The organism is Streptomyces jumonjinensis (assembly GCF_009600885.1).
Taxonomy (GTDB): domain Bacteria; phylum Actinomycetota; class Actinomycetes; order Streptomycetales; family Streptomycetaceae; genus Streptomyces; species Streptomyces jumonjinensis.
Map to the genome: position 1 here is coordinate 22,326 of NZ_VCLA01000009.1, position 24,284 is coordinate 46,609.

At 71.3% G+C, this 24,284-nt stretch carries 22 protein-coding genes, 1 tRNA gene and 2 pseudogenes; 8 read left to right on the forward strand and 17 right to left on the reverse strand.

Annotation, left to right across the window (positions count from 1 at the left end; genetic code table 11):
- Positions 1-221: 221 nt before the first annotated feature.
- The 12 genes and pseudogenes from prmC to FF041_RS01365 form a co-directional block, all read right to left on the reverse strand.
- On the reverse strand, positions 222-1,067 hold the full coding sequence (prmC, locus tag FF041_RS01310) for a peptide chain release factor N(5)-glutamine methyltransferase (RefSeq protein WP_323371871.1): 846 nt from the start codon (positions 1,065-1,067) through the stop codon (positions 222-224).
- A gap of 48 nt (positions 1,068-1,115) precedes the next feature.
- Positions 1,116-2,195 (reverse strand): peptide chain release factor 1, encoded by a 1,080-nt coding sequence (gene prfA / locus FF041_RS01315; protein ID WP_153484436.1) that lies wholly within the window; start codon positions 2,193-2,195, stop codon positions 1,116-1,118.
- A 103-nt stretch (positions 2,196-2,298) separates the two neighbouring features.
- Positions 2,299-2,523, reverse strand: a complete 225-nt coding sequence (gene rpmE, locus FF041_RS01320) for a 50S ribosomal protein L31 (RefSeq protein WP_153484437.1) — start codon at positions 2,521-2,523, stop codon at positions 2,299-2,301.
- Between the two features lie 158 nt (positions 2,524-2,681).
- On the reverse strand, positions 2,682-3,857 hold the full coding sequence (locus FF041_RS01325; protein ID WP_153520631.1) for an LCP family protein: 1,176 nt from the start codon (positions 3,855-3,857) through the stop codon (positions 2,682-2,684).
- A 228-nt stretch (positions 3,858-4,085) separates the two neighbouring features.
- Entirely contained in the window at positions 4,086-5,876 is a 1,791-nt protein-coding gene (locus tag FF041_RS01330; protein WP_323390924.1) for a trypsin-like serine protease, read from the reverse strand.
- 278 nt (positions 5,877-6,154) lie between these two features.
- Positions 6,155-8,215 carry a transcription termination factor Rho gene (rho, locus tag FF041_RS01335; protein WP_323390926.1) on the reverse strand — a complete coding sequence of 687 codons (2,061 nt, stop codon included), beginning with the start codon at positions 8,213-8,215 and terminating at the stop codon, positions 6,155-6,157.
- Positions 8,216-8,731: 516 nt separating this feature from the next.
- Positions 8,732-9,673: a homoserine kinase gene (gene thrB / locus FF041_RS01340; RefSeq protein WP_153520633.1), complete on the reverse strand. Its 942-nt coding sequence runs from the start codon at positions 9,671-9,673 to the stop codon at positions 8,732-8,734.
- 509 nt (positions 9,674-10,182) lie between these two features.
- The gene (gene thrC / locus FF041_RS01345; RefSeq protein ID WP_153484441.1) at positions 10,183-11,253 is read right to left on the reverse strand and encodes a threonine synthase; all 1,071 of its coding nucleotides are present in this window, start codon (positions 11,251-11,253) and stop codon (positions 10,183-10,185) included.
- Positions 11,254-11,260: 7 nt separating this feature from the next.
- Positions 11,261-12,553 (reverse strand): annotated as a pseudogene (locus FF041_RS01350) (homoserine dehydrogenase).
- 95 nt (positions 12,554-12,648) lie between these two features.
- On the reverse strand, positions 12,649-14,040 hold the full coding sequence (gene lysA / locus FF041_RS01355; RefSeq protein ID WP_153520634.1) for a diaminopimelate decarboxylase: 1,392 nt from the start codon (positions 14,038-14,040) through the stop codon (positions 12,649-12,651).
- 10 nt (positions 14,041-14,050) lie between these two features.
- Complete coding sequence (gene nrtL, locus FF041_RS01360) at positions 14,051-15,049, reverse strand: ArgS-related anticodon-binding protein NrtL (RefSeq protein WP_323390928.1); 999 nt, start codon at positions 15,047-15,049, stop codon at positions 14,051-14,053.
- A 54-nt stretch (positions 15,050-15,103) separates the two neighbouring features.
- Positions 15,104-15,586 carry a response regulator gene (locus FF041_RS01365; protein WP_323371878.1) on the reverse strand — a complete coding sequence of 161 codons (483 nt, stop codon included), beginning with the start codon at positions 15,584-15,586 and terminating at the stop codon, positions 15,104-15,106.
- A 150-nt stretch (positions 15,587-15,736) separates the two neighbouring features.
- On the opposite strand from FF041_RS01365, the gene FF041_RS01370 reads away from it, so the two are divergent.
- From FF041_RS01370 to FF041_RS01390, 4 genes and pseudogenes are all read left to right on the forward strand, one after another.
- A tRNA-Arg gene (locus tag FF041_RS01370) sits at positions 15,737-15,808 on the forward strand.
- A 702-nt stretch (positions 15,809-16,510) separates the two neighbouring features.
- Positions 16,511-16,774 carry a CopG family transcriptional regulator gene (locus FF041_RS01380; protein WP_153520636.1) on the forward strand — a complete coding sequence of 88 codons (264 nt, stop codon included), beginning with the start codon at positions 16,511-16,513 and terminating at the stop codon, positions 16,772-16,774.
- Positions 16,771-17,181, forward strand: a pseudogene (locus FF041_RS01385) (DNA-binding protein); the annotation flags it as partial. The gene FF041_RS01380 and the pseudogene FF041_RS01385, both read left to right, overlap by 4 nt.
- A 438-nt stretch (positions 17,182-17,619) precedes the next feature.
- On the forward strand, positions 17,620-18,687 hold the full coding sequence (locus FF041_RS01390; protein WP_323390937.1) for an erythromycin esterase family protein: 1,068 nt from the start codon (positions 17,620-17,622) through the stop codon (positions 18,685-18,687).
- A gap of 88 nt (positions 18,688-18,775) precedes the next feature.
- On the opposite strand, the gene FF041_RS01395 is transcribed toward FF041_RS01390, so the two are convergent.
- A complete protein-coding gene (locus tag FF041_RS01395) occupies positions 18,776-19,048 on the reverse strand; it encodes a metal-sensitive transcriptional regulator (RefSeq protein ID WP_153484508.1) in 273 nt (90 codons plus the stop codon).
- Positions 19,049-19,125: 77 nt separating this feature from the next.
- Entirely contained in the window at positions 19,126-19,251 is a 126-nt protein-coding gene (locus FF041_RS39990; RefSeq protein ID WP_267133171.1) for a hypothetical protein, read from the reverse strand.
- A 122-nt stretch (positions 19,252-19,373) separates the two neighbouring features.
- Between FF041_RS39990 and FF041_RS01400 the strand changes: the two genes are divergently transcribed.
- The 4 genes from FF041_RS01400 to FF041_RS01415 all read left to right on the forward strand — a co-directional run bounded on the left by FF041_RS01400 (position 19,374) and on the right by FF041_RS01415 (position 22,656).
- Complete coding sequence (locus FF041_RS01400) at positions 19,374-20,780, forward strand: MBL fold metallo-hydrolase (RefSeq protein ID WP_153520637.1); 1,407 nt, start codon at positions 19,374-19,376, stop codon at positions 20,778-20,780.
- A 134-nt stretch (positions 20,781-20,914) separates the two neighbouring features.
- Entirely contained in the window at positions 20,915-21,280 is a 366-nt protein-coding gene (locus FF041_RS01405; protein WP_153520638.1) for a rhodanese-like domain-containing protein, read from the forward strand.
- Positions 21,277-22,020, forward strand: coding sequence for a sulfite exporter TauE/SafE family protein (locus FF041_RS01410; RefSeq protein ID WP_153520639.1), 744 nt, complete (start codon positions 21,277-21,279; stop codon positions 22,018-22,020). The genes FF041_RS01405 and FF041_RS01410 overlap by 4 nt, the downstream gene beginning before the upstream one ends.
- 69 nt (positions 22,021-22,089) lie before the next feature.
- Entirely contained in the window at positions 22,090-22,656 is a 567-nt protein-coding gene (locus FF041_RS01415; protein WP_153520640.1) for a rhodanese-like domain-containing protein, read from the forward strand.
- A 16-nt stretch (positions 22,657-22,672) separates the two neighbouring features.
- Here FF041_RS01415 and FF041_RS01420 read toward each other — a convergent pair whose 3' ends face one another.
- Genes FF041_RS01420 through FF041_RS01430 form a run of 3 tightly spaced genes read right to left on the reverse strand, consistent with a single transcriptional unit; the run spans position 22,673 to position 24,021 of the window.
- Entirely contained in the window at positions 22,673-22,900 is a 228-nt protein-coding gene (locus FF041_RS01420) for a hypothetical protein (RefSeq protein WP_153520641.1), read from the reverse strand.
- A gap of 39 nt (positions 22,901-22,939) precedes the next feature.
- A complete protein-coding gene (locus tag FF041_RS01425; RefSeq protein ID WP_323390931.1) occupies positions 22,940-23,818 on the reverse strand; it encodes an AfsR/SARP family transcriptional regulator in 879 nt (292 codons plus the stop codon).
- A gap of 5 nt (positions 23,819-23,823) precedes the next feature.
- Positions 23,824-24,021, reverse strand: coding sequence for a hypothetical protein (locus tag FF041_RS01430; protein ID WP_153520642.1), 198 nt, complete (start codon positions 24,019-24,021; stop codon positions 23,824-23,826).
- Positions 24,022-24,284 lie beyond the last annotated feature (263 nt).

Here is a 24,284-nt window from a genome sequence, read left to right on the forward strand (position 1 = left end):
CGTACCTCGCGGCCTCCGCGCGTTCTCCCTTTCGACGCCCGCGCGCCTCTTCGGCTCACTCGCAAAGGCAATCCGGGTGGGCGCCAGGGTCGTCACGGTGGCATCGCCTTGCGGGCCGTCGCGAAGCACGGACGCTTGCACAGATCGCGGCTCACTCGCAAAGGGGGTTCGGGTGGGCGGCAGGGAAGCCGCGCGCTCGCTCGCGAGGGTGGTCCGGGTGGTCACGGCATCGCCTTGCGGGCCGTCGCGAAGCGGGGGCGCTTGTTCAGGTCGGGGTGGTCGGCCGCGTCCGCCCAGCCGGACTCCTCGCTGAAGATCCACGGCACCTGCCCGCCCTGGGTGTCCGCGTGTTCGATGACGACCAGACCGCCGGGCCGCAGCAGCCGGTGCGCGGTGCGCTCGATGCCGCGGATGGTGTCGAGGCCGTCCTCGCCGGAGAACAGCGCCATCTCCGGGTCGTGGTCGCGGGCCTCGGGGGCGACGTACTCCCACTCGGTGAGCGGGATGTACGGCGGGTTGGAGATCACCAGGTCGACCTGGCCGTCCAGCTCCGGGAGCGCGGTGAGCGCGTTGCCCTGGTGGATGGTGACCCTGGACCCCTCGGCGTTCTTGCGGGCCCAGCCGAGCGCGTCGTCGGACAGCTCCACGCCGTGCACCCGGGAGCGCGGGACCTCCTGCGCCATGGCGAGCGCGATGGCCCCCGACCCCGTACAGAGGTCGACGATCAGCGGCTCGACGACGTCCATGGCGCGTACGGCGTCTATGGCCCAGCCGACGACCGATTCGGTCTCGGGACGGGGCACGAAGACGCCGGGGCCCACCTGGAGCTCCAGATAGCGGAAGAAGGCCCGTCCGGTGATGTGCTGGAGCGGCTCGCGCGCCTCACGGCGGGCGACGGCCTCCCAGTAGCGGGCGTCGAAGTCCGCGTCCTTGACGGTGTGCAGCTCCCCCCGCTTCACCCCGTGCACGAACGCGGCCAGCTCCTCCGCGTCGAAGCGCGGAGACGGCACGCCGGCGTCGGCCAGCCGCTGGGTGGCCTGGGCCACCTCGGCAAGCAGCAGATTCACTGGTCCTCCACCCGGTTCGTACGAGAGCTTGCTGGGGGTCGTCGCGCGTTACTGCGCGGCGGCGAGCTTGGCGGCGGAGTCCGCGTCCACGCAAGCCTGGATCATGGCGTCGAGGTCACCGTCGAGCACCTGGTCCAAGTTGTACGCCTTGAAGCCGACCCGGTGGTCCGAAATGCGGTTCTCCGGGAAGTTGTAGGTGCGGATCTTCTCGGAGCGGTCGACGGTGCGGACCTGGCTGCGGCGCGCGTCCGCCGCCTCCCTCTCGGCCTCCTCCTGGGCCGCGGCGAGCAGCCTGGAGCGCAGGATACGCAGGGCCTGCTCCTTGTTCTGGAGCTGGCTCTTCTCGTTCTGGCAGGAGGCGACGACCCCGGTGGGCAGATGGGTGATGCGCACCGCGGAGTCGGTCGTGTTGACGGACTGGCCGCCGGGACCGGAGGAGCGGTAGACATCGATCCGGAGATCGTTGGGGTTGATCTCGACGTCGATCTCCTCGGCCTCGGGTGTGACCAGCACACCGGCGGCGGAGGTGTGGATACGGCCCTGGGACTCGGTCGCGGGCACCCGCTGGACGCGGTGCACCCCGCCCTCGTACTTCAGCCGGGCCCAGACGCCCTGACCGGGCTCGGTGGCGCCCTGGCCGCCCTTGGTCTTCACGGCGACCTGGACGTCCTTGTAGCCGCCGAGCTCGGACTCCGTGGCGTCGATGATCTCGGTCTTCCAGCCGACGCGTTCGGCGTAGCGCAGATACATCCGCAGCAGGTCCCCGGCGAAGAGGGCCGACTCGTCGCCGCCCGCGCCCGCCTTGACCTCAAGGATCACGTCCTTGTCGTCGCTGGGGTCGCGCGGGACGAGCAGCAGCCGCAGCTTCTCGGTCAGCTCCTCGCGCTGCTTCTCCAGCACCTTGACCTCGGCGGCGAAGTCCGGGTCGTCGGCCCCCAGCTCACGGGCGGTGCCGATGTCGTCACCGGTCTGCTTCCAGGAACGGTAGGTCCCGACGATCGGGGTCAGCTCGGCGTACCGCTTGCCGAGCTTGCGCGCGTTCGCCTGGTCGGCGTGCACGGAAGGGTCGGCGAGCTTCTTCTCAAGGTCGGCGTGTTCGCCGATCAGTTCCTCGACCGCCTCGAACATCGGTGGCTCCTGTGTCTGTACGAGGTTTGCTGCGGGACGACGGCAAAGCGCCGGTCCCGGCCACCCGCGCGGCGGGCGGCCGAAGACCGGCGCTGTTGGCTCGCTACTTCTTGGCGGAGCCGGCAGCCTTGCCGAAGCGGGCCTCGAAGCGGGCCACGCGGCCACCGGTGTCGAGGATCTTCTGCTTGCCCGTGTAGAACGGGTGGCACTCGGAGCAGACCTCGGCGCGGATCGCGCCGCCGCCGATGGTGCTACGGGTGGTGAACGACGCGCCACAGGTGCAGCTGACCTGCGTCTCGACGTACTCGGGGTGGATGTCGCGCTTCAAGGTGTCTCCTAGTTTCGGGAGGGCTCCGGGTCGCCCGGGCGGATTGCCCGTACGTGAACCGGGGCCGACGTACCAGTCTGCCAGGACTGGCCGTATCTCCCAAAACCGGGGTACCCGTGCTGGTATTCCCCCCGCCCCGCCGCCGGGGGTCCGGCGCGCTATCCCCCGGCCGGCGTACCGCCGTCCGGACCGGTCTTCCCGGCGGTCTCCTGGCCGTCGGGGGCGGTGTCGCCGCCCTTGACCAGGGTTCCGGCCTCGCCCTTGTCGCCCGCGGAGTCCGTGAGGGCGGAGGCGGGGATGGGCTTGTCGAGCGAGAGGGCGGTCCAGACCTGCTGGGCCGCGCCCTTGAGGGGGATCACCCGGTTCGGGTCGACGGGGTCGTACTCCACCGGCATGGTCACCATCTCGACGTCGGAGGGCCCGAGCCCGCTGAGCCCCTCGGCGAAGCCGATCAGCTCGGTGACCGAGTCCAGCTCGGAGTCGGGGGTGATCGCCTTGGTGGCGGTGTCGGCGATGTCCAGCATCTTCGTGGGGTCGTTGAGCACGCCGACCTCCTTGACCTGGGCGATGAATGCCTTCATGAACGCCTGCTGGAGCTGGATCCGGCCGAGGTCGCTGCCGTCGCCGACGCTGCTGCGGGTGCGTACCAGGCCGAGCGACTGCTCCCCGTCGAGGGTGTGGGTGCCGGGCTCCAGATCGAGATGGCTCTTGGCGTCCTTGATCGGCTTGGTGGTGGTGATCTCCACCCCGCCCAGTTCGTCGATGAGCTTCTTGAAGCCGGTGAAGTCGACCTCGATGTAGTGGTCCATCCGGATGCCGGACATCTGTTCGACCGTCTTCACGGCGCAGGCGGGGCCGCCGACCTCGTACGCGGTGTTGAACATGGCCCGGTTCTGGGCGGCGACGGTCCTGCCGTCGTCGTCGACGCACGGCGGGCGGGTGATGAGGGTGTCGCGCGGTATGGAGACCACACTGGCCTTCTTACGGCCGTCGTACAGATGGACGACCATCGCGGTGTCGGCGCGCGCACCGCCCTCGTCGCCGCCGTACCCCGCGTTCGATCCGGCGCGGGAGTCGGAGCCGAGGACCAGGAGGTCCAGGGAGCCGTTGTCGACGTCCCGGGGCCGGTCGGTGCCGAGCCGGGCGTTGATGTCGATGCCTTCGAGATTGCCGTTGAGCTTGAGATACACATAGCCGAGACCGGTGCCGCCGGCGAGGAGAACGGCGGTCACCGTCCATATGACGGCCTTCCCCGCCTTACGGCCCGTGGACTGCGGCTTCCGCCGCCGTCCACGGCCGCCCGCACGGCCTGTGCTGCTGCTCTGCTCGCCCATGGTCTCCTCGGCTTCCCGCTCTTTCCGCTGCCCCCTGGCGGATCGATCAGGCGCGGTCTGTCCGTCCTGTCAATTCTGGCTCCGCCACTGGGGAGACCGCTCGGGGAGCGTAAGGGTTGCACGCACGGCTGAGAACGGGGTGAGAAACGGCCGTGCCCGCCGCGCCGGGGGGCGGGACGGGCACGGTGAGCTTCACCTCACGGATGGTGATCAGCCGAAGAGGTCGGATCAGCCGAAGAGGTTGTAGGACTTCCAGTCGCCGCCGAGCTGAACCCGGCTGCCGAAGAGCTTCGACGCCTTGCCGCTGCCCGGGTAGAGCCACAGCTTGTTCTTGCTGTCGCGGGCCAGCAGGTCAGCGCGCCCGTCGCCGTTGACGTCACCGGTGGTGACCAGGGCGTTCAGCGTGCTGTAGGTGCCGACCAGGGTACGAGCGGAGAACGGCGCCTTCGTGCTGCCGGTGCCCTTGTGGAGGTAGATCTTTCCGCCCGCGGCACGGGAGAGCACATCGGCCTTGCCGTCGCCGGTGAAGTCACCGTGGCCCCGGACCATGCTGAACCGGTCCCAGCCGGACCCGGCCGAGACCCGGGCGCTGAAGGAGCCGTTGCCCTTGCCCGGGTAGACGTACGCCTTGCCCTTGGCCTCGACGGTCATCAGATCGGGGATGTCGTCGCCGGTCAGATCGCCGGGGACCAGGATCTGCCGGTGGGTGCCCCAGCCGGCGCCGATCCGCTTGGGCCCGGTCTCGCCGTGCGCCCAGTACACATCGCCGTTCGTGACCCGGAAGACCAGATCCTGGCTGTCGTCGCGGTTCAGATCGGCCTGGACCAGCAGATTCACCCCGCTGAAGTCACCGAGGTCGTACTTCCGGGTGAGCTTCGTCCCCTTGGCGGAGGAGACCCAGCCGTACAGCGTGTCGCCCTTGCGCGCCAGCAGATCGGCGGAGTGGTCGTGACCGCTGAGATTGGTGTCGTGCACACGGGCCCGGATGTCGGACTGGAAGGCGCTCACCTTGGCGTAGACGCCGTACTTGCCCTTCTTGGAGCAGTCGACATGACCCCAGGAGACCACGCCGACCAGTCTGCCGCCGGCCACCAGCGGGCCGCCGGAGTCGCCGTTGCAGGTGGTCTCGGTGGTGCTGTCCTTACCGGTCGGCGCGCGCCCGGCGCAGTACATGGTGCCCGCGATGAAGTCCGCGCCGTACGCCTTCTTGCAGTCGGCGTCGGAGCGGGCGTCGGCGTCGGCGACCTTCAGCCGGTCGGAGCCCGGCGAGGTCGGGCTGGAGCCGATGCGGCCCCAGCCGTAGACCTTGCCGTCCGTGCCGGCCTTGTAGAGCTTGCTGTCGGAGGACTTCATGATCGGCAGCGGCTTGGCCTTGACCGGCGCGGTCAGGGTGAGGACGGCCACATCGCTGTCGAAGGAGTACGAGTCGTACTTCGAGTGGTGCCACTGGCGGTAGACGCCGCGCACCTCCCCGCCGTGGAAGTCCACGATCGGGTTGCCGTCGGCGTCGGTCCGGCCGGTGTCCGTGGGCACCCGGGTCGCGCCGGTGACCACCGCGCCCGTGGACTTCCAGCTGATGCCCTCGACGCAGTGGGCGGCGGTGAGGATCTTGGTGGGGGCGACCACCGTGCCACCGCAGGAGTACGAATTGCCGAGGCTGTCCCCGAAGTAGAGCTGGGCCATCCAGGGCGCCGAGGCGATCGTGGTGGTCTTGCCGCCGATGATGCGGGCGCTGGGCCCCGAGGACTCGGCCTCGGGAGCGGGCCGGGTCGAGTCGCCGGCGCGTTCGGCGGCGCGGATCCCTTCGAGGGTCCCGGCCACCCGGGCGGCGAGCTCCGCCGGGGCGGGTCCGCCGGACTGCTGCGGGGCGACGGCGGCGGGAACCGGGATCTCCTCGGCCGCCGCCGGGGCGCCGGTGGCCAGCACACCGGTGCCGGCCAGGGCCAGCGCGGCCACTACCGCCGGTATGCCGTGCTTCGTACGGCTCTCACGCCGACCGTCAGGGGTGCGCTCGGGCACTCGGTAACCACCTCGGGCTGTCATGCCGGTGGAGCGCGCGAGCCCCACCGGGAACGGGAGTCGGCGGGGTACGAGAAAGGTGGGGAACGTACCGAAGAGGGGTCATGGCTGACGCGGCAGCGCTGTGACCCCGGAAATCCCCCCTGGAACCCCCGCCTTGAGTGATCGATCGTATGTTCCCGGTCCGTGCACTGGCCAGCCCGGACCGCCTATCCCCCGGAAATGAGACCGCCCCGTCACCTCAGGGGTGACGGGGCGGTCCGCTGACAGACGGTGCGTCAGTCTCCGTTGCCGGAGGACGGGGTCGTCTTCTGGATCTGGAGCAGGAACTCGGCGTTCGACTTCGTCTGCTTCATCTTGTCCAGGAGCAGTTCGATCGCCTGCTGCTGGTCGAGCGCGTGCAGCACCCGGCGCAGCTTCCAGACGATGGCGAGCTCCTCGCTGCCCAGCAGGATCTCTTCCTTACGGGTGCTGGACGCGTCCACGTCCACCGCCGGGAAGATGCGCTTGTCCGAGAGCTTCCGGTCGAGCTTGAGCTCCATGTTGCCGGTGCCCTTGAACTCCTCGAAGATCACCTCGTCCATGCGCGAGCCGGTGTCGACCAGCGCGGTGGCCAGGATGGTCAGCGAGCCGCCGTCCTCGATGTTCCGCGCCGCGCCGAAGAAGCGCTTCGGCGGGTACAGCGCGGTCGAGTCGACACCACCGGACAGGATGCGCCCGGAGGCCGGGGCCGCCAGGTTGTACGCACGGCCCAGACGGGTGATGGAGTCCAGCAGGACGACCACGTCATGGCCCAGCTCCACCAGGCGCTTGGCGCGCTCGATGGCCAGTTCGGCGACGGTGGTGTGGTCCTCGGCCGGACGGTCGAAGGTCGAGGAGATGACCTCGCCCTTGACCGACCGCTGCATGTCGGTGACCTCTTCGGGCCGCTCGTCGACGAGGACGACCATCAGATGGCACTCGGGGCTGTTGACCGTGATCGCGTTGGCGATGGCCTGGAGGATCATGGTCTTGCCGGTCTTCGGCGGGGCCACGATCAGACCGCGCTGGCCCTTGCCGATCGGCGACACCAGATCGATGATCCGGGTGGTCAGCACGCCCGGGTCGGTCTCCAGACGGAGCCGGTCCTGCGGGTAGAGCGGGGTCAGCTTGTTGAACTCCGGCCGCCCACGGCCCGATTCGGGGGCCATGCCGTTGACGGAGTCGAGACGGACCAGCGCGTTGAACTTCTCGCGGCGCTCGCCGTCCTTGGGCTGCCGGACGGCGCCGGTGACATGGTCGCCCTTGCGCAGCCCGTTCTTGCGGACCTGGGCGAGGGAGACGTACACGTCGTTGGGGCCGGGGAGGTAACCCGACGTACGGATGAACGCGTAGTTGTCGAGGATGTCCAGGATGCCCGCGACGGGGATCAGCACATCGTCGTCGGCGACCTGCGGCTCGCTCGTCACGAACTCGTCGCGGCCACGACGGCCACGGCGGTCGCGGTAACGGCCACGGCGTCCGCGGCGTCCGCCCTCGAAATCGTCGTCGTCCTGCTGCTGCTGGCTGACGCCGCCGCCCTGGCGCTGCGGCTGGCCGCCCTGCTGCTGACGCTGACCGCTCTGCTGCTGGTCGTCGCCCTTGCCACGGCGGTCACGGTCACGATCCCGGTCGCGGTCCCCCCGGTCACGGTCGCGGTCCCCCCGGTCACGGTCGCGGTCGCGCTGACGCTCCCGGCGGTCACCGCGCTGGCCGCGCTCCCGGCGGCCCTCGCCGTCCTGCGCGGAGGCGGCGACGGCGGACTCGGTCCTGGCGTCGGCCTGGCCCTCGGCCTTGTCCTTCACATCGACGGCCGTCTCGGTCCGGGCCTCGGCCTGGACCTCCGGGCTGCCCGCCTGCGCGGTGGCGCGGCGGCGGCGGCGCTCACCGGTCGGCTGGTCGTCGCTGGCCGGCTGGCCGGGGATGTCGATCTGCTGCTGCGCCGCGGCCTTCTCGGGCGCGGCCGCGGCGGACTCGGCGGCTGCCTCGCCCGTACGCGCCTTGGAGGTGGCGCGGCGCTTCGGCTTGGTCTCGGCCTCGGCGCTCTTGGACGCGGAGTCCGCCTTCTTGGCCGTGGCCGCGCCGCTTCCGGCCTGCGCCTCCTTGATGACCTCGATCAGCTGGCTCTTGCGCATACGCGCGGTGCCCCTGATGCCGAGGCCGGACGCGACCTGCTGCAGCTCGGCCAGGACCATGCCCTCAAGGCCGGTGCCGGAACGGCGGCGCCGTGAGGTGGTGCCGGAGGCAGCACCTGCGGCGGGCGCGGAGGTGTCGACGTTGTTGTCGGCGCTCACGCCCATCAGATCGGTGGTGTCGCTCACGAAGGGTCCTTCCCTGGAGCGGACGTCGGCCTTCTGGCTCGGCGACCGGTTGTGCTGTCCGACTGCGGTCTCTCTGATCGGACCGGGTCGGGGCGGTGGTCCCCGCCGGGTGTGATACGGCGGAGAGTCAGATACATGCGGGTCCGGCCCGAGTCCCCCTGCTCGGCCCACTCGCTGGTGGGAGCGGGAGGTGTCGTGCCGGTTCCGGAGCGTGCTCGAAACTGCTCAGGCAGGCTGCTCAGGCAGTTGGGGAGGCTCCCGGAAGAATTGGTGGTCCCGAATCGGGACACGAAGCTCCGAGCCGCGAAGGCTTCGGTTGCAGACTTGAGGTTAACACTACCGGCTCCAACAAACATTCCCCCTCTCCATCACCGGCAATCTCGTGTCACTGCGATTCGCCGCGCATCGCTGCGCGGCGGCCGGACCGGCGGATATCACCGGTCCCGCCAGCTGTGCGTCACCCGGGCGCGGCGGCGGCGCGCACCCGTTTCCCGCCCCTTTCCGCTCCCCCGCGCATCACTGCGCGGGGGTGTCACCGCCGGCCGGGGCGAGCGGCAGTACGCTCGCGCCCGCCGTGTCGAAGGCGAGACGGTTGGCCGCCCACCCCTCGCCGGCCAGCCGCGCGACCTTGTCGGCCACGCTGTCCTCGGCCAGTGCGAGCACGGTCGGGCCCGCACCGGAGATGACTGCTGGGACGCCGTCGGCGCGCAGACGGTTGACGAGGTCGACGCTCTGCCGCATCGCCGGGGCGCGGTACTCCTGGTGGAGCCGGTCCTCCGTGGCGGGCAGCAGCAGCTCAGGACGCCTGGTCAGAGCCTCGACGAGCAAGGCGGCGCGACCCGCGTTCGCGGCGGCGTCCACATGGGGGACGGTGCGCGGCAGCAGTCCGCGGGCCGTCTCCGTGAGCACCGGCTTCTCGGGGACGAAGACCACCGGAACGACGGAGTCGGAGGGCTCCATCCTGATGGCGCGCGCGGCCGACCGGTCGGTCCAGGCCAGGGTGAAGCCGCCGAGGAGACAGGCGGCGACGTTGTCGGGGTGCCCCTCGATCTCGGTGGCGAGCTCCAGCAGGGCGGTCTCGTCCAGCCGGGCGTCGCCGCCTATGGTCACCGCGCGGGCGGCGAGGATGCCGGCGCAGATGGCCGCGGACGACGATCCGAGGCCCCGCCCGTGCGGAATCCGGTTGGCGCAGACGACCTCCAGACCGCGCGGCTGCCCGCCGAGCAGATCGAAGGCCGTACGGAGCGACCGTACGAGCAGATGACTCTCGTCGCGCGGCAGTGTGGCGGCTCCCTCGCCGGCGATGTCGATATGCAGGCCGGAGTCGGCCACACGGACGACGACATCGTCGTAGAGCCCCAGCGACAGCCCGAAGGCGTCGAAGCCCGGGCCGAGATTGGCACTGGTGGCGGGCACGCGCACACGGACGGCGGCGGCGCGGAACGCTGGACCGGCCATCGCTCGATGACACTCCTTGGTTCTGACTGCGAAACGAATCCGGCGTCCGGGCGCCGGATGCTCCCGGCGCTCCGATGGGGTCTGGACGTCAGACGTTTCGGCGCTCTGATGTTCTGGGGTTCAGATGTTCTGTCGTTGAGGTGTTCGAGTGACGGGTGTTGCGGCTGCGGGGTGTTCGGGCGGCGGGATTCAGGGGATTCCAGGGGATTCCAGGGGGATGAGCACCCGAGGGCCACAACGTCGACTGCACCGCGGCATATGCGCGGGGTGGGTTCGGTACAGCCTATCGAAGGAAGGTTCTGCGGCGACATAGGGCGCACAGGAGGCGCACGATGCGTGTCGCAAGCCTCCTGTGCCTCTACGTGCGTCGATGCCCTGCTTGGAGAGCTTTTCGCCGGGGTAACCCGGCGGACGGCTCGGGGCCCCGCCGCCCCGGGGACCGCGCTCCGGCATATACCGGGACGCGGGCTCCTCGAAGAGGCTGGCCTCCGAGGTCTCCGGTACGGCGCTTACGCCAGGCCGAGCCGCTCGGCGGCCGTCGCGGCGTCGACCGGGACGGTGACCGGCTGCGGCGCTCCGGCGACGGCCCAGTCCGGGTCCTTCAGACCGTTTCCGGTGACGGTGCAGACGATCCGCTGGCCCGGGTCGACCTTTCCGGCCTCGGCCGCCTTGAGCAGACCGGCCACGGAAGCGGCGGACGCGGGCTCGACGAAGACGCCCTCCTGGGAGGCCAACAGCCGGTAGGCACGCAGGATCTCACGGTCCGTCACCTCGTCGATGAAGCCACCCGACTCATCGCGCGCGGCGAGCGCCTGCTGCCAGGAGGCCGGGTTGCCGATCCGGATCGCGGTGGCGATGGTCGACGGATCCTTGACGACCTCGCCGCGGACGATCGGGGCCGACCCGGACGCCTGGAACCCCCACATGCGCGGCGTACGGGAGGACATGCCGTCGGCGGCGTACTCCCGGTAGCCCTTCCAGTACGCGGTGATGTTCCCGGCGTTGCCCACGGGCAGCACATGGATGTCGGGGGCGTCGCCGAGGGCGTCCACGATCTCGAAGGAGGCGGTCTTCTGGCCCTCGATACGGTACGGATTAACCGAGTTGACCAGGGCCACCGGATAGTTCTCGGACAGGCTCCTGGCCAGATTCAGACAGTCGTCGAAGTTGCCGTCGACCTGGAGGATCTTCGAGCCGTAGACCAGCGCCTGGCCCATCTTGCCGAGCGCGATCTTGCCCTGCGGCACCAGGACCGCGCAGACCATTCCGGCGCGCACCGCGTAGGCGGCGGCCGAGGCCGAGGTGTTGCCGGTGGAGGCGCAGATGACCGCCCGCGCGCCCTCCTCCTTGGCGCGGGTGATCGCCATGGTCATGCCGCGGTCCTTGAAGGATCCGGTGGGGTTCGCGCCCTCGACCTTGAGGTGCACCTCGCACCCCGTGCGCTCGGAGAGGACCTGAGCGGGGACGAGCGGCGTACCACCCTCACGGAGCGTGACGACGGGCGTCGTGTCCGTGACCGGAAGGCGGTGCCGGTACTCCTCGATGATGCCGCGCCACTGGTGGGTGCCCTTGCTGGTCATGGGTCCTTTACTCCCCTTCAACACGCATGATGCTGGCGACACCGCGCACGGTGTCGAGCTCGCGCAGCGCCTCGACGGTCCCGGAGAGGGCGGCGTCGGGCGCGCGGTGGGTGACGACGACGAGCGATGCCTCGCCGTCCTTACCCTGCTAGCGGACGGTGTCGATCGACACCCCGTGCTCGGCGAAGACCGTCGCGACCTGGGCGAGCACGCCAGGCTTGTCGGCCACGTCGAGACTGATGTGGTACCGCGTGACCACGTCGCCCATGGGGCTCACGGGCAGTCGGCTGTACGCGGACTCGCCCGGTCCGGTGGACTCGGCGAGCTTGTTCCGGCAGACGGCGACCAGGTCGCCGAGGACCGCGGACGCGGTCGGCGAGCCGCCCGCGCCGGGTCCGTAGAACATCAGCTGCCCGGCGGCCTCCGCCTCGACGAAGACGGCGTTGTACGCCTCGCGGACGGAGGCGAGCGGGTGGCTGAGCGGGATCATCGCGGGGTGCACCCGCGCGGTGACGGACTTGCCGTCGGCGGCGCGCTCGCAGATGGCGAGCAGCTTGACCGTGCAGCCCATGCGCCGGGCGGAGGCCATGTCGGCGGCGGTGACCTCGGTGAGGCCCTCACGGTAGACGTCGTCGAGGCGTACGCGGGTGTGGAAGGCGATCCCGGCGAGGATGGCGGCCTTGGCGGCGGCGTCGAAGCCCTCGACGTCGGCGGTGGGGTCGGCCTCGGCGTAACCGAGCGCGGTGGCCTCGTCGAGCGCCTCGGAGTAGCCCGCGCCGGAGCTGTCCATCCGGTCGAGGATGAAGTTGGTGGTGCCGTTGACGATGCCGAGCACGCGGTTGACCTTGTCCCCGGCGAGCGACTCGCGCAGCGGCCTGATCAGCGGGATGGCGCCGGCGACGGCGGCCTCGAAGTAGAGGTCGCGGCCGTGCTCCTCGGCGGCGGCGTAGAGCGTCGCGCCGTCCTCGGCGAGCAGCGCCTTGTTGGCGGAGACGACGGACGCGCCGTGCTCGAAGGCGGTGGTGATGAGGGCGCGGGCGGGCTCGATGCCGCCGATGACCTCGATGACGACGTCGATGTCGCCGCGTTTGACCAGCGCGGTGGCGTCCGTGGTGATGAGCTCCGGGGGGATGCCCTCGCGCACCTTCGACGGCCTGCGCACGGCGACGCCCGCGAGTTCCACGGGGGCGCCGATCCGGGCGGCGAGGTCGTCGGCGTGCGTCGTCATGATGCGCGCCACCTCTGAGCCGACGACTCCACAGCCCAGCAGCGCCACCTTCAGCGGACGCGTACGCATCATCCGACCTCGCTTCTCATCACTACTACAGTTGGACCAGTCTCACTCACCGGACGGAAGTTTCTATCCTCCGTCCGGCATGCGAGACATCTATCTCATCAACCTACGTCCAGACGCAGAAGATCTTCCTCCGTCTCACGCCGGACGATCACTCGCGCCGCTCCGTCCGCGACGGCCACGACCGGCGGGCGGAGCGCATGGTTGTAGTTGCTGGCCATGGAGCGGCAGTACGCGCCGGTCGCGGGCACGGCGATCAGATCGCCGGGCGCGAGGTCGGCGGGCAGAAACGCGTCCTTGACCACGATGTCACCGCTTTCGCAGTGCTTGCCGACGACACGGGAGAGCATGGGCGCGGCGTCGGAGGCACGCGATACCAGTGTGACGCTGTATTCGGCGTCGTACAGCGCGGTGCGGATGTTGTCGGACATGCCGCCGTCGACGCTGACATAGGTCCGCAGGCCCTCCAGGGGCTTGATGGTCCCGACTTCGTACAGGGTGAAGGCGGTCGGGCCGACGATGGCGCGGCCGGGCTCGACGGAGATCCGGGGGACGCGCAGCCCGGCGCTCTCACACTCACGGGTGACGATCTCGCGGAGCGCCTTGGCGATGTGATGCGGCTCACGGGGGTCGTCGGCGGAGGTGTACGCGATCCCGAGGCCGCCCCCGAGGTCGATCTCGGGCAGCTCGACGCCGTGCTCGTCGCGGATCTCCTTCAGCAGGCCGATGACCCGGTGGGCGGCGACCTCGAAGCCGGAGGTGTCGAAGATCTGCGAGCCGATGTGGGAGTGGATCCCGATCAGTTCGAGGCTGTCCAGTCCCAGCACCCGGCGCGCGGCCTCGGCGGCCTGCCCGCCGGCGAGCGGAATGCCGAACTTCTGGTCCTCGTGGGCGGTGGCGATGAACTCATGGGTGTGGGCCTCGACCCCGACGGTGACCCTGATGAGGACGGGCTGGCGCACACCGAGGCCCCGGGCGATGTGGGCGACGCGGACGATCTCCTGGAAGGAGTCGAGGACGATCCGCCCGACGCCGGCGCGGATGGCGCGCTCGATCTCCTCGGGAGACTTGTTGTTGCCGTGGAAGGCGAGGCGCTCGGCGGGCATGCCGGCGTCGAGCGCGGTGATCAGCTCGCCGCCGGAGCAGACGTCGAGGTTGAGCCCCTCCTCGTGGAGCCAGCGCACCACGGCCTTGCTGAGGAACGCCTTCCCGGCGTAGAAGACGTCGGCGTCCCCGCTGAAGGCGTCGGCCCAGGAGCGGCAGCGGGCCCGGAAGTCGGCCTCGTCGAGGAAGTAGGCCGGGGTGCCGAACTCCTCGGCCAGCCGGGTCACTTCGATGCCGCCGACGGTGACGACCCCGTCGTCGCCGCGGGCGACGGTGCGGGCCCAGACCTTGTCGTCGAGGTGGTTGAGGTCGGCGGGCGGGGCGGTGTAGTGCCCTTCGGGGAGCAGATCGGCGTAACGGGGCCCGGCGGGGTGTGCGGAACGGCTCATGATGTCTCTCTCACAGATGTTCGGGTGCGCTGACGCCGAGCAGGGACAGGCCGCCGGCGAGCACCGTCCCGGCGGCCTCGGCGACGGCGAGCCGGGAGCGGTGGGCGGCCATGGGTTTCTCGTCGCCGAGGGGCAGCACGGTGTGCTGGAAGGCGAGCAGGGCGTCGGCGGTGCTCTCCAGATGCCGGGCGAGCCGGTCGGGCGCGCCCAGCCGGGCGGCGGAGGCGAGAACGGCGGGATAGTCGGCGATGAGCCCGGTGAGCCCGCCGGCCTCGACCTGTTCGAGCGGCGCGGCGGTGAACCCGAGCCGCTCGGCGTCCCGCCGGAGGGCGCGGGCGCGGGAGTGGGCGTACCGGACGGTGAAGAGAGGGTTGCTCTCGTGCTGCCGGAGCAGTTGCGGCCCGATCCGCGGCCGATCGTGCGCGGCGGCGGCGAGCAGACCCCAGCGGATGGCGTCGTCGCCGAGGGAGGGGTCGTACGGAGGGGCGGGGGTGAGGGCGCCTGCGGCCCGGGGGCGGGCGGCGGCGCCCTGGGTGCGCAGGAGCCGGGCGACGGTGTCGTCCCAGAGGAGGGCGCGGGGGTCGGGGGCTGGGTGGCGGGAATCCCGGCGGGCGGGATCTTGACGGTCAGGGCCGGAATCCTGACCGCCGGGGGACGGGGCGGCGCTCTGCCAGCCGTACCGTCCGCCCTGCTCCAGCACCTTCCGGATCAGGGCCTGCTGTGAGCCCTCCCCCAGGGTGATGTTGAGGAAGCCGGGCCCGGTGATCTCCACGGAGGCGATGGCGGGATCCTGGGCGATGCGCTCGCGCAGGGCCTCGGCCACGGCCCGCGGCGGCTGCCCGGCCGGCCGGGCGAGCCGGAGCGCGACATTGGTGGCGTAGTCGCCGCACCCGCCGGGGCCGGGCCGCTCGACGCTGACGCTCTCGGGCGGGACGACCCGCAGCGCACCGTCCGCCACCGCGCTGCGCACGGCGTGCAGCACGGTTCGGGAGAGCTCGGCGGGAGTCACGGGCCAAGCGTAGGTGAGGGAGGGGGGCCCTTCGCCAACCGTTTCGCCATGCGGTCAGCCGCGGGCGCTCTCCGCCCGTCCGGCCCCATGCCTTCCGTCCAGGGACGGCGGCCCCTCGGGGCGTCTCAACCGCCGTACGAGCCGGACCAGCTCGGCCGGTTCGAAGGGCTTGGCGAGAAACGCGTCGACCCCGGCGGCGAGGCCGCTCTCCACCTCGTACTGGGTGCAGGCGCTGATGATCGCGACCGGCAGATGGCTGGTGAGCGGCTCGGCCCGGAGCCGGGCCGCGGTGCGCAGACCGTCGAGCCGGGGCATGACCACATCGAGCGTCACGACATCGGGCCGCACCTGCTGGACGACCTCCAGACACTCGGCACCATCGGCCGCGGTCACGACCTCGAAGCCCTCCAGCTCAAGGTTGACCCTGATCAATTGCCGGATGACCCGGTTGTCATCGACAACGAGCACACGGCCGGACGCTCCTGACACAACTAGAGAGTAGGTGCCACAACGCGGCTGCGTCCGGGTTTTGCCCACTTCCACCCCGTGCGGGCGACGCGCCCCCACCCCGGGCCCACCCCCACGATGGCCCGCGAGCCCCGGAAATACCTGTTCACAGGCACCCTGTGGGAGCTGGTAGTGTTCTACCCGTCACCGCGCAGGGCACCAACCCGGCGGGGACAGTGCGCCCCCGTAGCTCAGGGGATAGAGCAACGGCCTCCGGAGCCGTGTGCGCAGGTTCGAATCCTGCCGGGGGCACTTCTGCCGGACCAGCGTGAAACACTCGCTGACCTGCACGAGTGCCAAGCATGAAGACCTGGACCCAGTCCCACTGAGTCCAGGTCTTTGTCGTTGTTACGCACTGGTCGCGATAGACCTGCGATAGAGGTCGCTACGCCTCGGCACCGTCGCCCCCGGCTGACTCCTCTCCCGGCCAGTCGAGTTCCTGCTCGATCTTCGCGTTCATGGTCGCCTCCTGGCCGTAGATGCACCCCTCGTACACCCGATGGATAGTTGTCCCTGGGGAACAGCCCGCCAGCCGCGCTGCATGACGACGACCTGACGTCCGGTGAGGCGTTGTTGCACTCATTCGTTCGCCTGGGCGTCTGGGGGCCGGATCAGGCAACCGTCGTCGGCCGGAGCATCCAGGACCTGACTCCTCATGTCTACGGCGCGATGAAGTCCGGATCCCCAACAGACTCGTTTCAGGAGACGTTCCGGACTCGACGGAGAGAACTGCAAGCGTTATGGGCGGATTTCCTCAGCCTCGCCGCACAAGCCCTCAGAGACCGCGGACAAGTCGCCTGAAGGCTGTCCCGATATGGGGCCTCAGCCGGGCTCACTGAAGAAGTCTCCAGTGCCCGCGATGGTTCGGCCACAGCGCACCGCCGGGCCTGCAGCACCCTCAGGAAGCGGCGCACCCTGTGGGAATGCTCCAGAGTCGAAGTGGAAGGATCAAACATGGCCGAGCCTACCGGTAAGTACTCGATCACCATGCCACGCGACATCGCCGAGGCCGCGAAGGCCCGCAGCGGTCCCTCCGGGCTGTCCGCCTATGTGGCCGCCGCCGTCGCCCGCCAGATCGAGCGCGACAACCTCAACGAGCTCATCCAGGTCGCCGAGGCCGAGCACGGCCCCATCACCGATGAGGAGATCCAGTCGGTGCGCGACCAGCTCCATCGGGCCCGGAGCGAGCAGACACAGGGCGGAGCGAACACCGTGTGACCCGCTCCCCCGCCGTCCCCGGCGGCACTCTCGTGCTCGACAGCGGAGGGCTGGCCAAGGCCGTCCTGCGCGACCGCTCGGTCACCGCCTGGCTCGCGCTGGCACGCACCGACGATCTCCGCGTGGTCACGTCCGCTGCCGCCCTGGTGGAGGTCGTCCACCCCCGGATCAACCGCCCGGCCCTGGAGTGGACGCTCTCCCGCCTCGTCGTCGAACCCATCACCGAGCCCGTAGCCCGCCACGCCGCCGCCCTTCTCGCGGACGCCAGCCTGCACGGCCACAAGCACGCCATCGACGCCATGCTCAGCGCCACCGCCCTCGCCGCACCCGGGCCGACCACCATCCTGACCTCCGACCCTGAGGACCTCGGTGTGCTCTGCGGCGGGCAGGTCACCGTCACCAAGGTCGTTTCCGCTGTTCAGGCCGGCTTCCGAAATCGTCCGGGGGATATCCCCCCGACGATTTCGGAAGCTGCCACCAGCGCGCGGCGGCAGGGGCCCGGACCAGGATGTTCCTCACATCGCGTGACGCACATCGAGGGGTACGAAAAAATGGACGGGCACCGGAAGCGCATCAGCCGGCGGGGACTGCTGGCGACGGCGGTCATCGCGATGGGGGCCGTTCTCGCACCCGTGGCGGCCCAGGCGGCCCCGGGGTCGGCGTCGGCTCACGCGGCCGGTGGGAAGCAGGATCCGGTGCGCGCGCTGGAGAAGGCGGCCCATCCGCTGCGTTCGACCGAGCCCGGGAAGAAGACGGGCGACCTGCGGGCGCTCGGCGCGATGATCGGCGACGCCACGGTGGTCGGGCTCGGCGAGGCCACGCATGGCTCCCATGAGTTCTTCACCATGAAGGAGCGCGTCTTCCGTTATCTCGTCGAGGAGAAGGGCTTCACGACCTTCGCCCTGGAGCTGGGCTGGTCCGCGGGGCTCCGGATCGACGAGTACCTCCAGACCGGCAAGGGCGACGCCCGCGAGATCGCGAAGGAGACGCTGAGCAACTCCCCGTGGGAGCGTGAGGAGTTCGTGAGCCTCATCGAGTGGATGCGCGACTACAACCGCCGCAACCCCGGCCGTACCGTCCACTTCATGGGCGACGACATCGGCTCCCCCGCGGTCAGCGACGAGTTCTTCGGCCGGGTGACCGGCTATATGAAGCGCCACCACCCGGAGACGCTGCCGCGGCTCGACGAGCTCTACACCGGCCTGCGCCCGATCGACGACGTCTTCGCCTATCTGAGCAAGCCGCTCGCGGAACGCCGGCGGCTCGCCGCCCAGGCACAGCAGGCCCTGGAGCTGATCAGCGCCCAGGGCTCCGGTGGAGAGGCTTTCGCGTGGGCCGAGCAGAACGCCCGGTCCATCGCCCAGACCGCCCGGTTCCTCACCATGGACCCCGACGACCCGGAGTCGGTGGCCGCCGCTCAGCTCTACCGCGACGAGGTCATGGCCCAGAACGTCACCTGGTGGCAGCGGCGCACCGGGGACAAGATCCTGCTGTCGGCGCAGAACGACCACGTCGGCTACGCCGCCGGTGATCCGAAGCTGTATCCGAAGACGCAGGGGGCGTTCCTGCGCGACACGATGGGCGAGAGCTATCTCCCCATCGGCTTCACCTTCAACCAGGGCTCCTTCCTGTCGAAGGACGCCGCCCTCGGCGGCGACTGGAAGAAGTTCACCGTGGGCGCCGCCACGCCCGGTATGAACGAGCACACCCTCGACAAGGTCCGCTACCGGGACTACTACCTCGACGCCCGCAGGGCCCCGGCCGCCGCCCGCGCCTGGCTGAACGCCGCCCGGCCCACGCGCAACGTCGGCACCCAGTACCCCTGGCCGGACTCCGGCATCGCGATCGCCCGCTCCTTCGACGTCCTGATCCACCTCGACGAGGTCCGGGAGGCCGACAAGCTGAAGCCGTGACGGCCCGGCCCGCGGAACCGACGGCGCCGCCCGCCCCCCGGCAGGAAGGGGGCGGGCGGCGCCGTCCGTCAGGCCGGGGTGCCGCCCGTCAGGCCAGGGTGAGGAAGAGCTTCTCCAGCTGCTCCTCGCTGAGCTTGGGCTCGCCGCCGTCCTCGCGGGCGGTCATGCACTCGCGCATCCGGCTGGCGATGATCTTGAAGCCGGCGCGGTCCAGCGCGCGGCTGACGGCGGCGAGCTGGGTCACCACATCACGGCAGTCGCGGCCCTCCTCGACCATGGCGATGACTCCGGCCAGCTGCCCCTGCGCACGGCGCAGCCGGTTGAGCACGGCCCGGGCGGCGGCCTCGTCGTCGGCCGTCATGGCGGGCGTGGCGGGCACTGCGGGCGCGGCGTGCACTGCGGCTGCGGTCTCCGGGGCCGGGGTCGGCGGGGTCGGGTTCATCCGTTCAGCTCCTTGGTGAGTGCGGCGAGGGCTCTGTCCAGTCTGCGGGCTGCTGCCTCGCTCCCGGCGAGGTCGGGCCGCTCGGCCGCCGCCGTGCGGGCGGCGCCGGCCGGGACACGCACTGTGCGGTCGTATCCCAAGATCGGATATTCCGGGTGATTCACCCCTCACTATACCCCTGGGGGTAATCTGTTACGGTCGAATTAATACCCCGGGGGGTAATCAATGAGGATGTGAGTGGCACATGTTCTTCGTCGAGACCATCGAGATCGAGGGCCTGGGCAACCGGCACTATCTGGCCGGGGGCGCCCGGGCGGCGGTGGCGGTGGACCCGCCCCGCGACATCGACCAGGTGATCGCGGCAGCCGCCCGCCGGGGTGTGCGCATCACGCATGTCGTCGAGACGCACGTCCACAACGACTATGTGACCGGCGGTCTGGAGCTGGCCCGGGTGACCGGCGCCGTCTATCTGGTGCCCGCCGCCGCCCAGGTGTCCTTCGCTCGTGAACCGGTCCGCGACGGGGATGTGATCGAGGTCGACGCCGGCCTCACCCTGCGAGCCCTGGCCACCCCCGGCCACACCCCGCACCACACCGCGTACGTACTCCAGGAGAGCGGCCGTCCGGTCGCCGCGTTCACCGGCGGCTCCCTGCTCATCGGCACCGTCGGCCGCCCCGACCTGGTCGAGCCCCGGCTGACCGAGCAGCTGGCCCGGGCCCAGCACGCCTCCGCGCACCGGCTCGCCGCCGAGCTGCCCGACGACGCCTCGGTGCTGCCCACCCACGGATTCGGCAGCTTCTGCTCCTCCGGTCAGGCCGAGGGCGACGCGAGCACCATCGGCCGGGAGAAGACCGTCAACGCGGCCCTCTCCCAGGACGTGGACGCCTTCGTCACCGGGCTGCTGGCCGGTCTGGAGGACGTACCCGCCTACTACGCCCACATGGGACCGGCCAACGCGGCGGGCCCGGACCCGGTCGATCTGACCGCACCGGCCCGCGCGGACGCCGAGGAGATCGCCGCCCGGCTCGCGGCCGGTGAGTGGGTCGTCGATCTGCGCAGCCGGGTCGCCTACGCCCAGGGGCATGTCGCGGGATCGTTCAACTTCGAGGCCGACGGCAAGATCGCCACCTATCTCGCGTGGATGATCCCCTGGGGCAAGCCCGTCACCCTGCTCGCCGAAACGCCCCGGCAGCTCGCCGAAGCACAGCGCGAGCTGGTCCGCGTCGGCATCGACCGCCCCGCCGCCGCGGCGACCGGCGGCCCGGCCGACTGGCTCCGCCCCGGCGAGGCCCCGGCCTCCTTCCGCCGGGCGGTCTTCGCCGACCTGGCCGCGGAGCTCGACGGGAAGCCCGACGGGGCGTCGGCGCGGACGGTGGTCCTGGACGTACGCCGCGACTCCGAACGCGCCGGCGGGTACATCGAGGGCTCGGTCCACATCCCCGTACACCTGCTGCACCAGCGGATCGACGAGGTGCCCGCCGGAACCGTCTGGGTGCACTGCGCCGGCGGCATGCGGGCCGGGATCGCGGCCTCCCTGCTGGACGCGGCCGGACGCGATGTCATCGCCGTCGACGACGGCTTCGACCGGGCGGTCGATGCGGGTCTGACCGTGACGCGTCCGCGTTTCGGCCGGGCCTCCGGCGCGGCCTGACCGCCAACCGTCCGCACGCGCTGAGCACTCGTCTGCGCTGAGGCACCCGCCCGCGCCGAACCGCGCTCACGGAGCCGAACCACTCTCACGGAGCGCCCCGGCCTGCCCGGAGAGCGCTCGAAGGAAGCACTGTCATGATCTTCTCCCGATGGAGGACCGGCCCCGGCCGGCTCACCGCCGCCGAGGCCCACCGCCTGCTCCAGGAAGGCTCCGCCGTCCTGCTGGACGTACGCGAGCAGGACGAGTGGCAGGCCGGGCACGCCCCCGGCGCCCGGCATCTGCCGCTCTCCCGGCTGACGGCCGGGGCAGCGGCGCCCGGTACGCCGGCAGGCCGGCGGCTGGTGCTGATCTGCCGCTCCGGACACCGTTCCCAGCAGGCCGCCCGGCTGCTGCGGGCACGGGGCACCGACGCTGTCGACGTCACCGGCGGCATGACCGCCTGGGCCCGGAAGGGACTGCCGGTCCAGAGCTCCGCCGGGAGCGCGGGCACGGTCATATGAGCGTGCTCGTCCTCGCGCTGGCCGCCGGAGCGGTGGTCGGTCTGGCCCTGGGCGGGCTGGGCGGCGGCGGCAGCGTCCTGGCCGTTCCCGCGCTGATCTATCTGCTCGGCTTCAGCCCCGTCGCCGCCACCACCGCGAGCCTGATCATCGTTGCCGCGACCTCCGCCAGCTCGCTGGTCGCGCACGCCCGGGACGGCGACGTGCGCTGGCGGGCCGGGCTGCTGTTCGCCGCCGCGGGCATCGGACCCGCCATGCTCGGCGGGCTCGCGGCCGGGCGTATCCCCGGCTCCGCGCTGACCGTCGCGTTCGCGGTGATCGCCGCGCTCGCCGCCTGGCGCATGCTCCGCCCAAGCCGCCCGGCGGAGGACCGGCCCGTACGGCCGGTCCGGGCCGCCGGCGCCGGAGCCGGGCTCGGCGCGGTCACCGGCGTACTCGGCGTGGGCGGGGGCTTCCTGGCCGTACCGGCCCTGGTGAGCGTGGTCGGCCTGCGGATGAAGGCCGCCGTCGGCACCAGCCTCCTGGTCATCGTCGTCACCTCGCTCGCCGCGCTCGCCACCCGTACCGGCACCGCCGACGGGCTCGACTGGGCCGTCATCGCGCCCTTCACCGGAGCCGCGATCCTCGGCGCCTGGGACGGCAGACGCCTCGCCGCGAAAGTCTCCGGCGACCGGCTACGGCGCCTCTTCGCCTACGTCCTGCTCGCCGTGGCCGCCCTCATGCTCCTCGACAGCCTCATCTGACCTCTGACCTCTGACCCAGCACATACGCATCCGAATCCGCATCCGCATCCGAAGGACACCCGTCGCATCATGAACACGACCCTCACCCCCGGCATCGCCCGTGAGCGCCTGCACTCCCTGACCGTCATCGACGTACGCACCCCCGGCGAGTACGCGGGCGGACATCTGCCCGGCGCCCACAACATCCCCCTCGACGACCTGGACCGTGCCCTGCCGACCCTGCGCGAGGCCGCGGGCCGCCGCGAGCTCCTCGTCGTCTGCGCCTCCGGCGCCCGCTCGCAGAGCGCCTGCGCCGTGCTGTCCCGCGACGGCATCCCCGCCGCCACCCTGGAAGGCGGGACCGCCGCCTGGGCGTCCGCCGGAGGAGAGCTGCACCGGCCCGCCGCCGCACGGCCCACGTGGGCCATGGACCGCCAGGTCCGTCTCACCGCGGGCTCCCTGGTCCTGCTCGGCCTCCTCCTCGGCCTGCTGGTCCACCCCGCCTTCCAGCTGTTCTCCGCGGGCATCGCCGCCGGGCTCGTCTACTCCGCGCTCTCCAACACCTGCGCCATGGCCGCCCTGCTCGGAAAGCTCCCCTACAACCGCACCGACCGCGCCGCCCTGGACGGCGTCCTCGCCAGTCTGCGACGGGGCTGACTCCGTCAGCGCGCGGTCAGCGGCGCCCCTGGTTCCTCGGGTGGTTGCGGGCCGTGCGTTCGTTGCCGAATTTGTACGCCCCGGTCCAGCGGGCCATGACCAGCTGGGCGTCGCCCGACGCCACCTGGGTCAGGAACTTGTCGGCGCGTGAGCCGCGCAGGGTGGCGGCCGTCCGGCCGCGGTGGGTGATGACCACCGTGCCGTCGGGGTGCCGCTCGTAACTGAATCCGGTGGCTGGGGGCATGACGGGGATTCTTCCCTCTGTCTCGGTGGAGTCAACGCCTCAAGGGCTGCCGGGGAGCGATCGGTGGTGGGGGGTGCGGGTCGTCAGCAGGGAGGGGTGGCCGGTGAGCACGGCCTGGTGGAGCCGGCGGAGTTCGGCGCACGGCTCGATGCCCAGCTCCTCGTCGAGGGTGGCGCGGGCGGCGCGGTAGGCCGCGAGCGCGTCGGCCTGCCGGCCCGCCCGGTAGAGGGCGGTCATCAGGGTGGCGCGCAGCCCCTCGCGCAGTGGGTTGGCGGCGATCAGCGCGGTCAGCTCGGGGATGAGGGCCGTGTGTCTGCCGAGTTCCAGATCGGCGTCGATGCGCTGTTCCAGGGCGACCAGACGCTCTTCCTCCAGCCGGTCGCGCTCCAGTCGGACGAGCGGTTCGCAGACTCCGCCCAGTGCCACGCCGCGCCAGACCGCGAGAGCTCCGCGCAGCAGCCGGGCCGCGGAGGCGGGGTCGCCGGCGGCCAGGGCGGCGGCGCCCCGGCGGGCGTGGTCCTGGAATTCGGCGAGGTCCACCCGGACGCCCCGGTGGGGCAGGCGGATCAGATAGCCGGGGCGGCGGCGTTCGACCTCGGCTGCCGGGCCGATCAGCTGCCGTACCCGGGAGGCGTAGGTGTGGATCTGGGCGGGCGAGGTGGCGGGCGGGGCGTCGCCCCACAGGAGCGCGGTGAGCTCGCTGTCGGGCACCACCCGGCCCCGGGCGAGCAGCAGCGCTGTCAGTACGGTGCGGGGTTTGGCGCCGCCGAGGTGGAGCGGCCGGCCGTCGCGGTGGGCCTCGACGGGCCCGAGCAGGCTCAGGGTGAGGCCCGGCGTCCTGGTCGGCTCCGTGGACCAGTGCCGGCCCTGGGCCAGGTCCGTTTCCCGGCCCGGAAAGGTGATCTGGGTCAGGGTCACGGCGATCACGGGCCCCAGATGTTGTCCGGCCTGGCGTCGTCGCCCTGCCCGCCGCCCGCGCCGATCTCCTTCGCCACCGGGGCGGCCGGCGGGACGTCCCCGTCATGGGGGCCGCCGGCGCCCGTCCCGCCGAGGGCGAGCACCAGGGCCACGGCGAGGGCGCCGGCGCCGAGCATGGCCTTGGGACGGAGCCAGGTCTTCATGTGTTCTCCCCTGTGAGCGCATCGGACGAGTGCAGGAGCGTGCCCCGTCCGGTCCGGGCGGTGTGTCCTGCTCGATGGGTACGACTCTGCTCGGGAGGCAGGGGTTTGCCCAGGGTATGGGCCTGTCAGGGAGCTGCAATGGCAGGACTATGTCAGGGCGGCCAGGCTGGTCAGGCCGGACCGGCCCTTTCCTCGGCATCCGCGGCGCGGGCCTACCGGGACTACCGAACCCCGGGCCCCGGGCCGCCCGTTCCCAGGGGAAG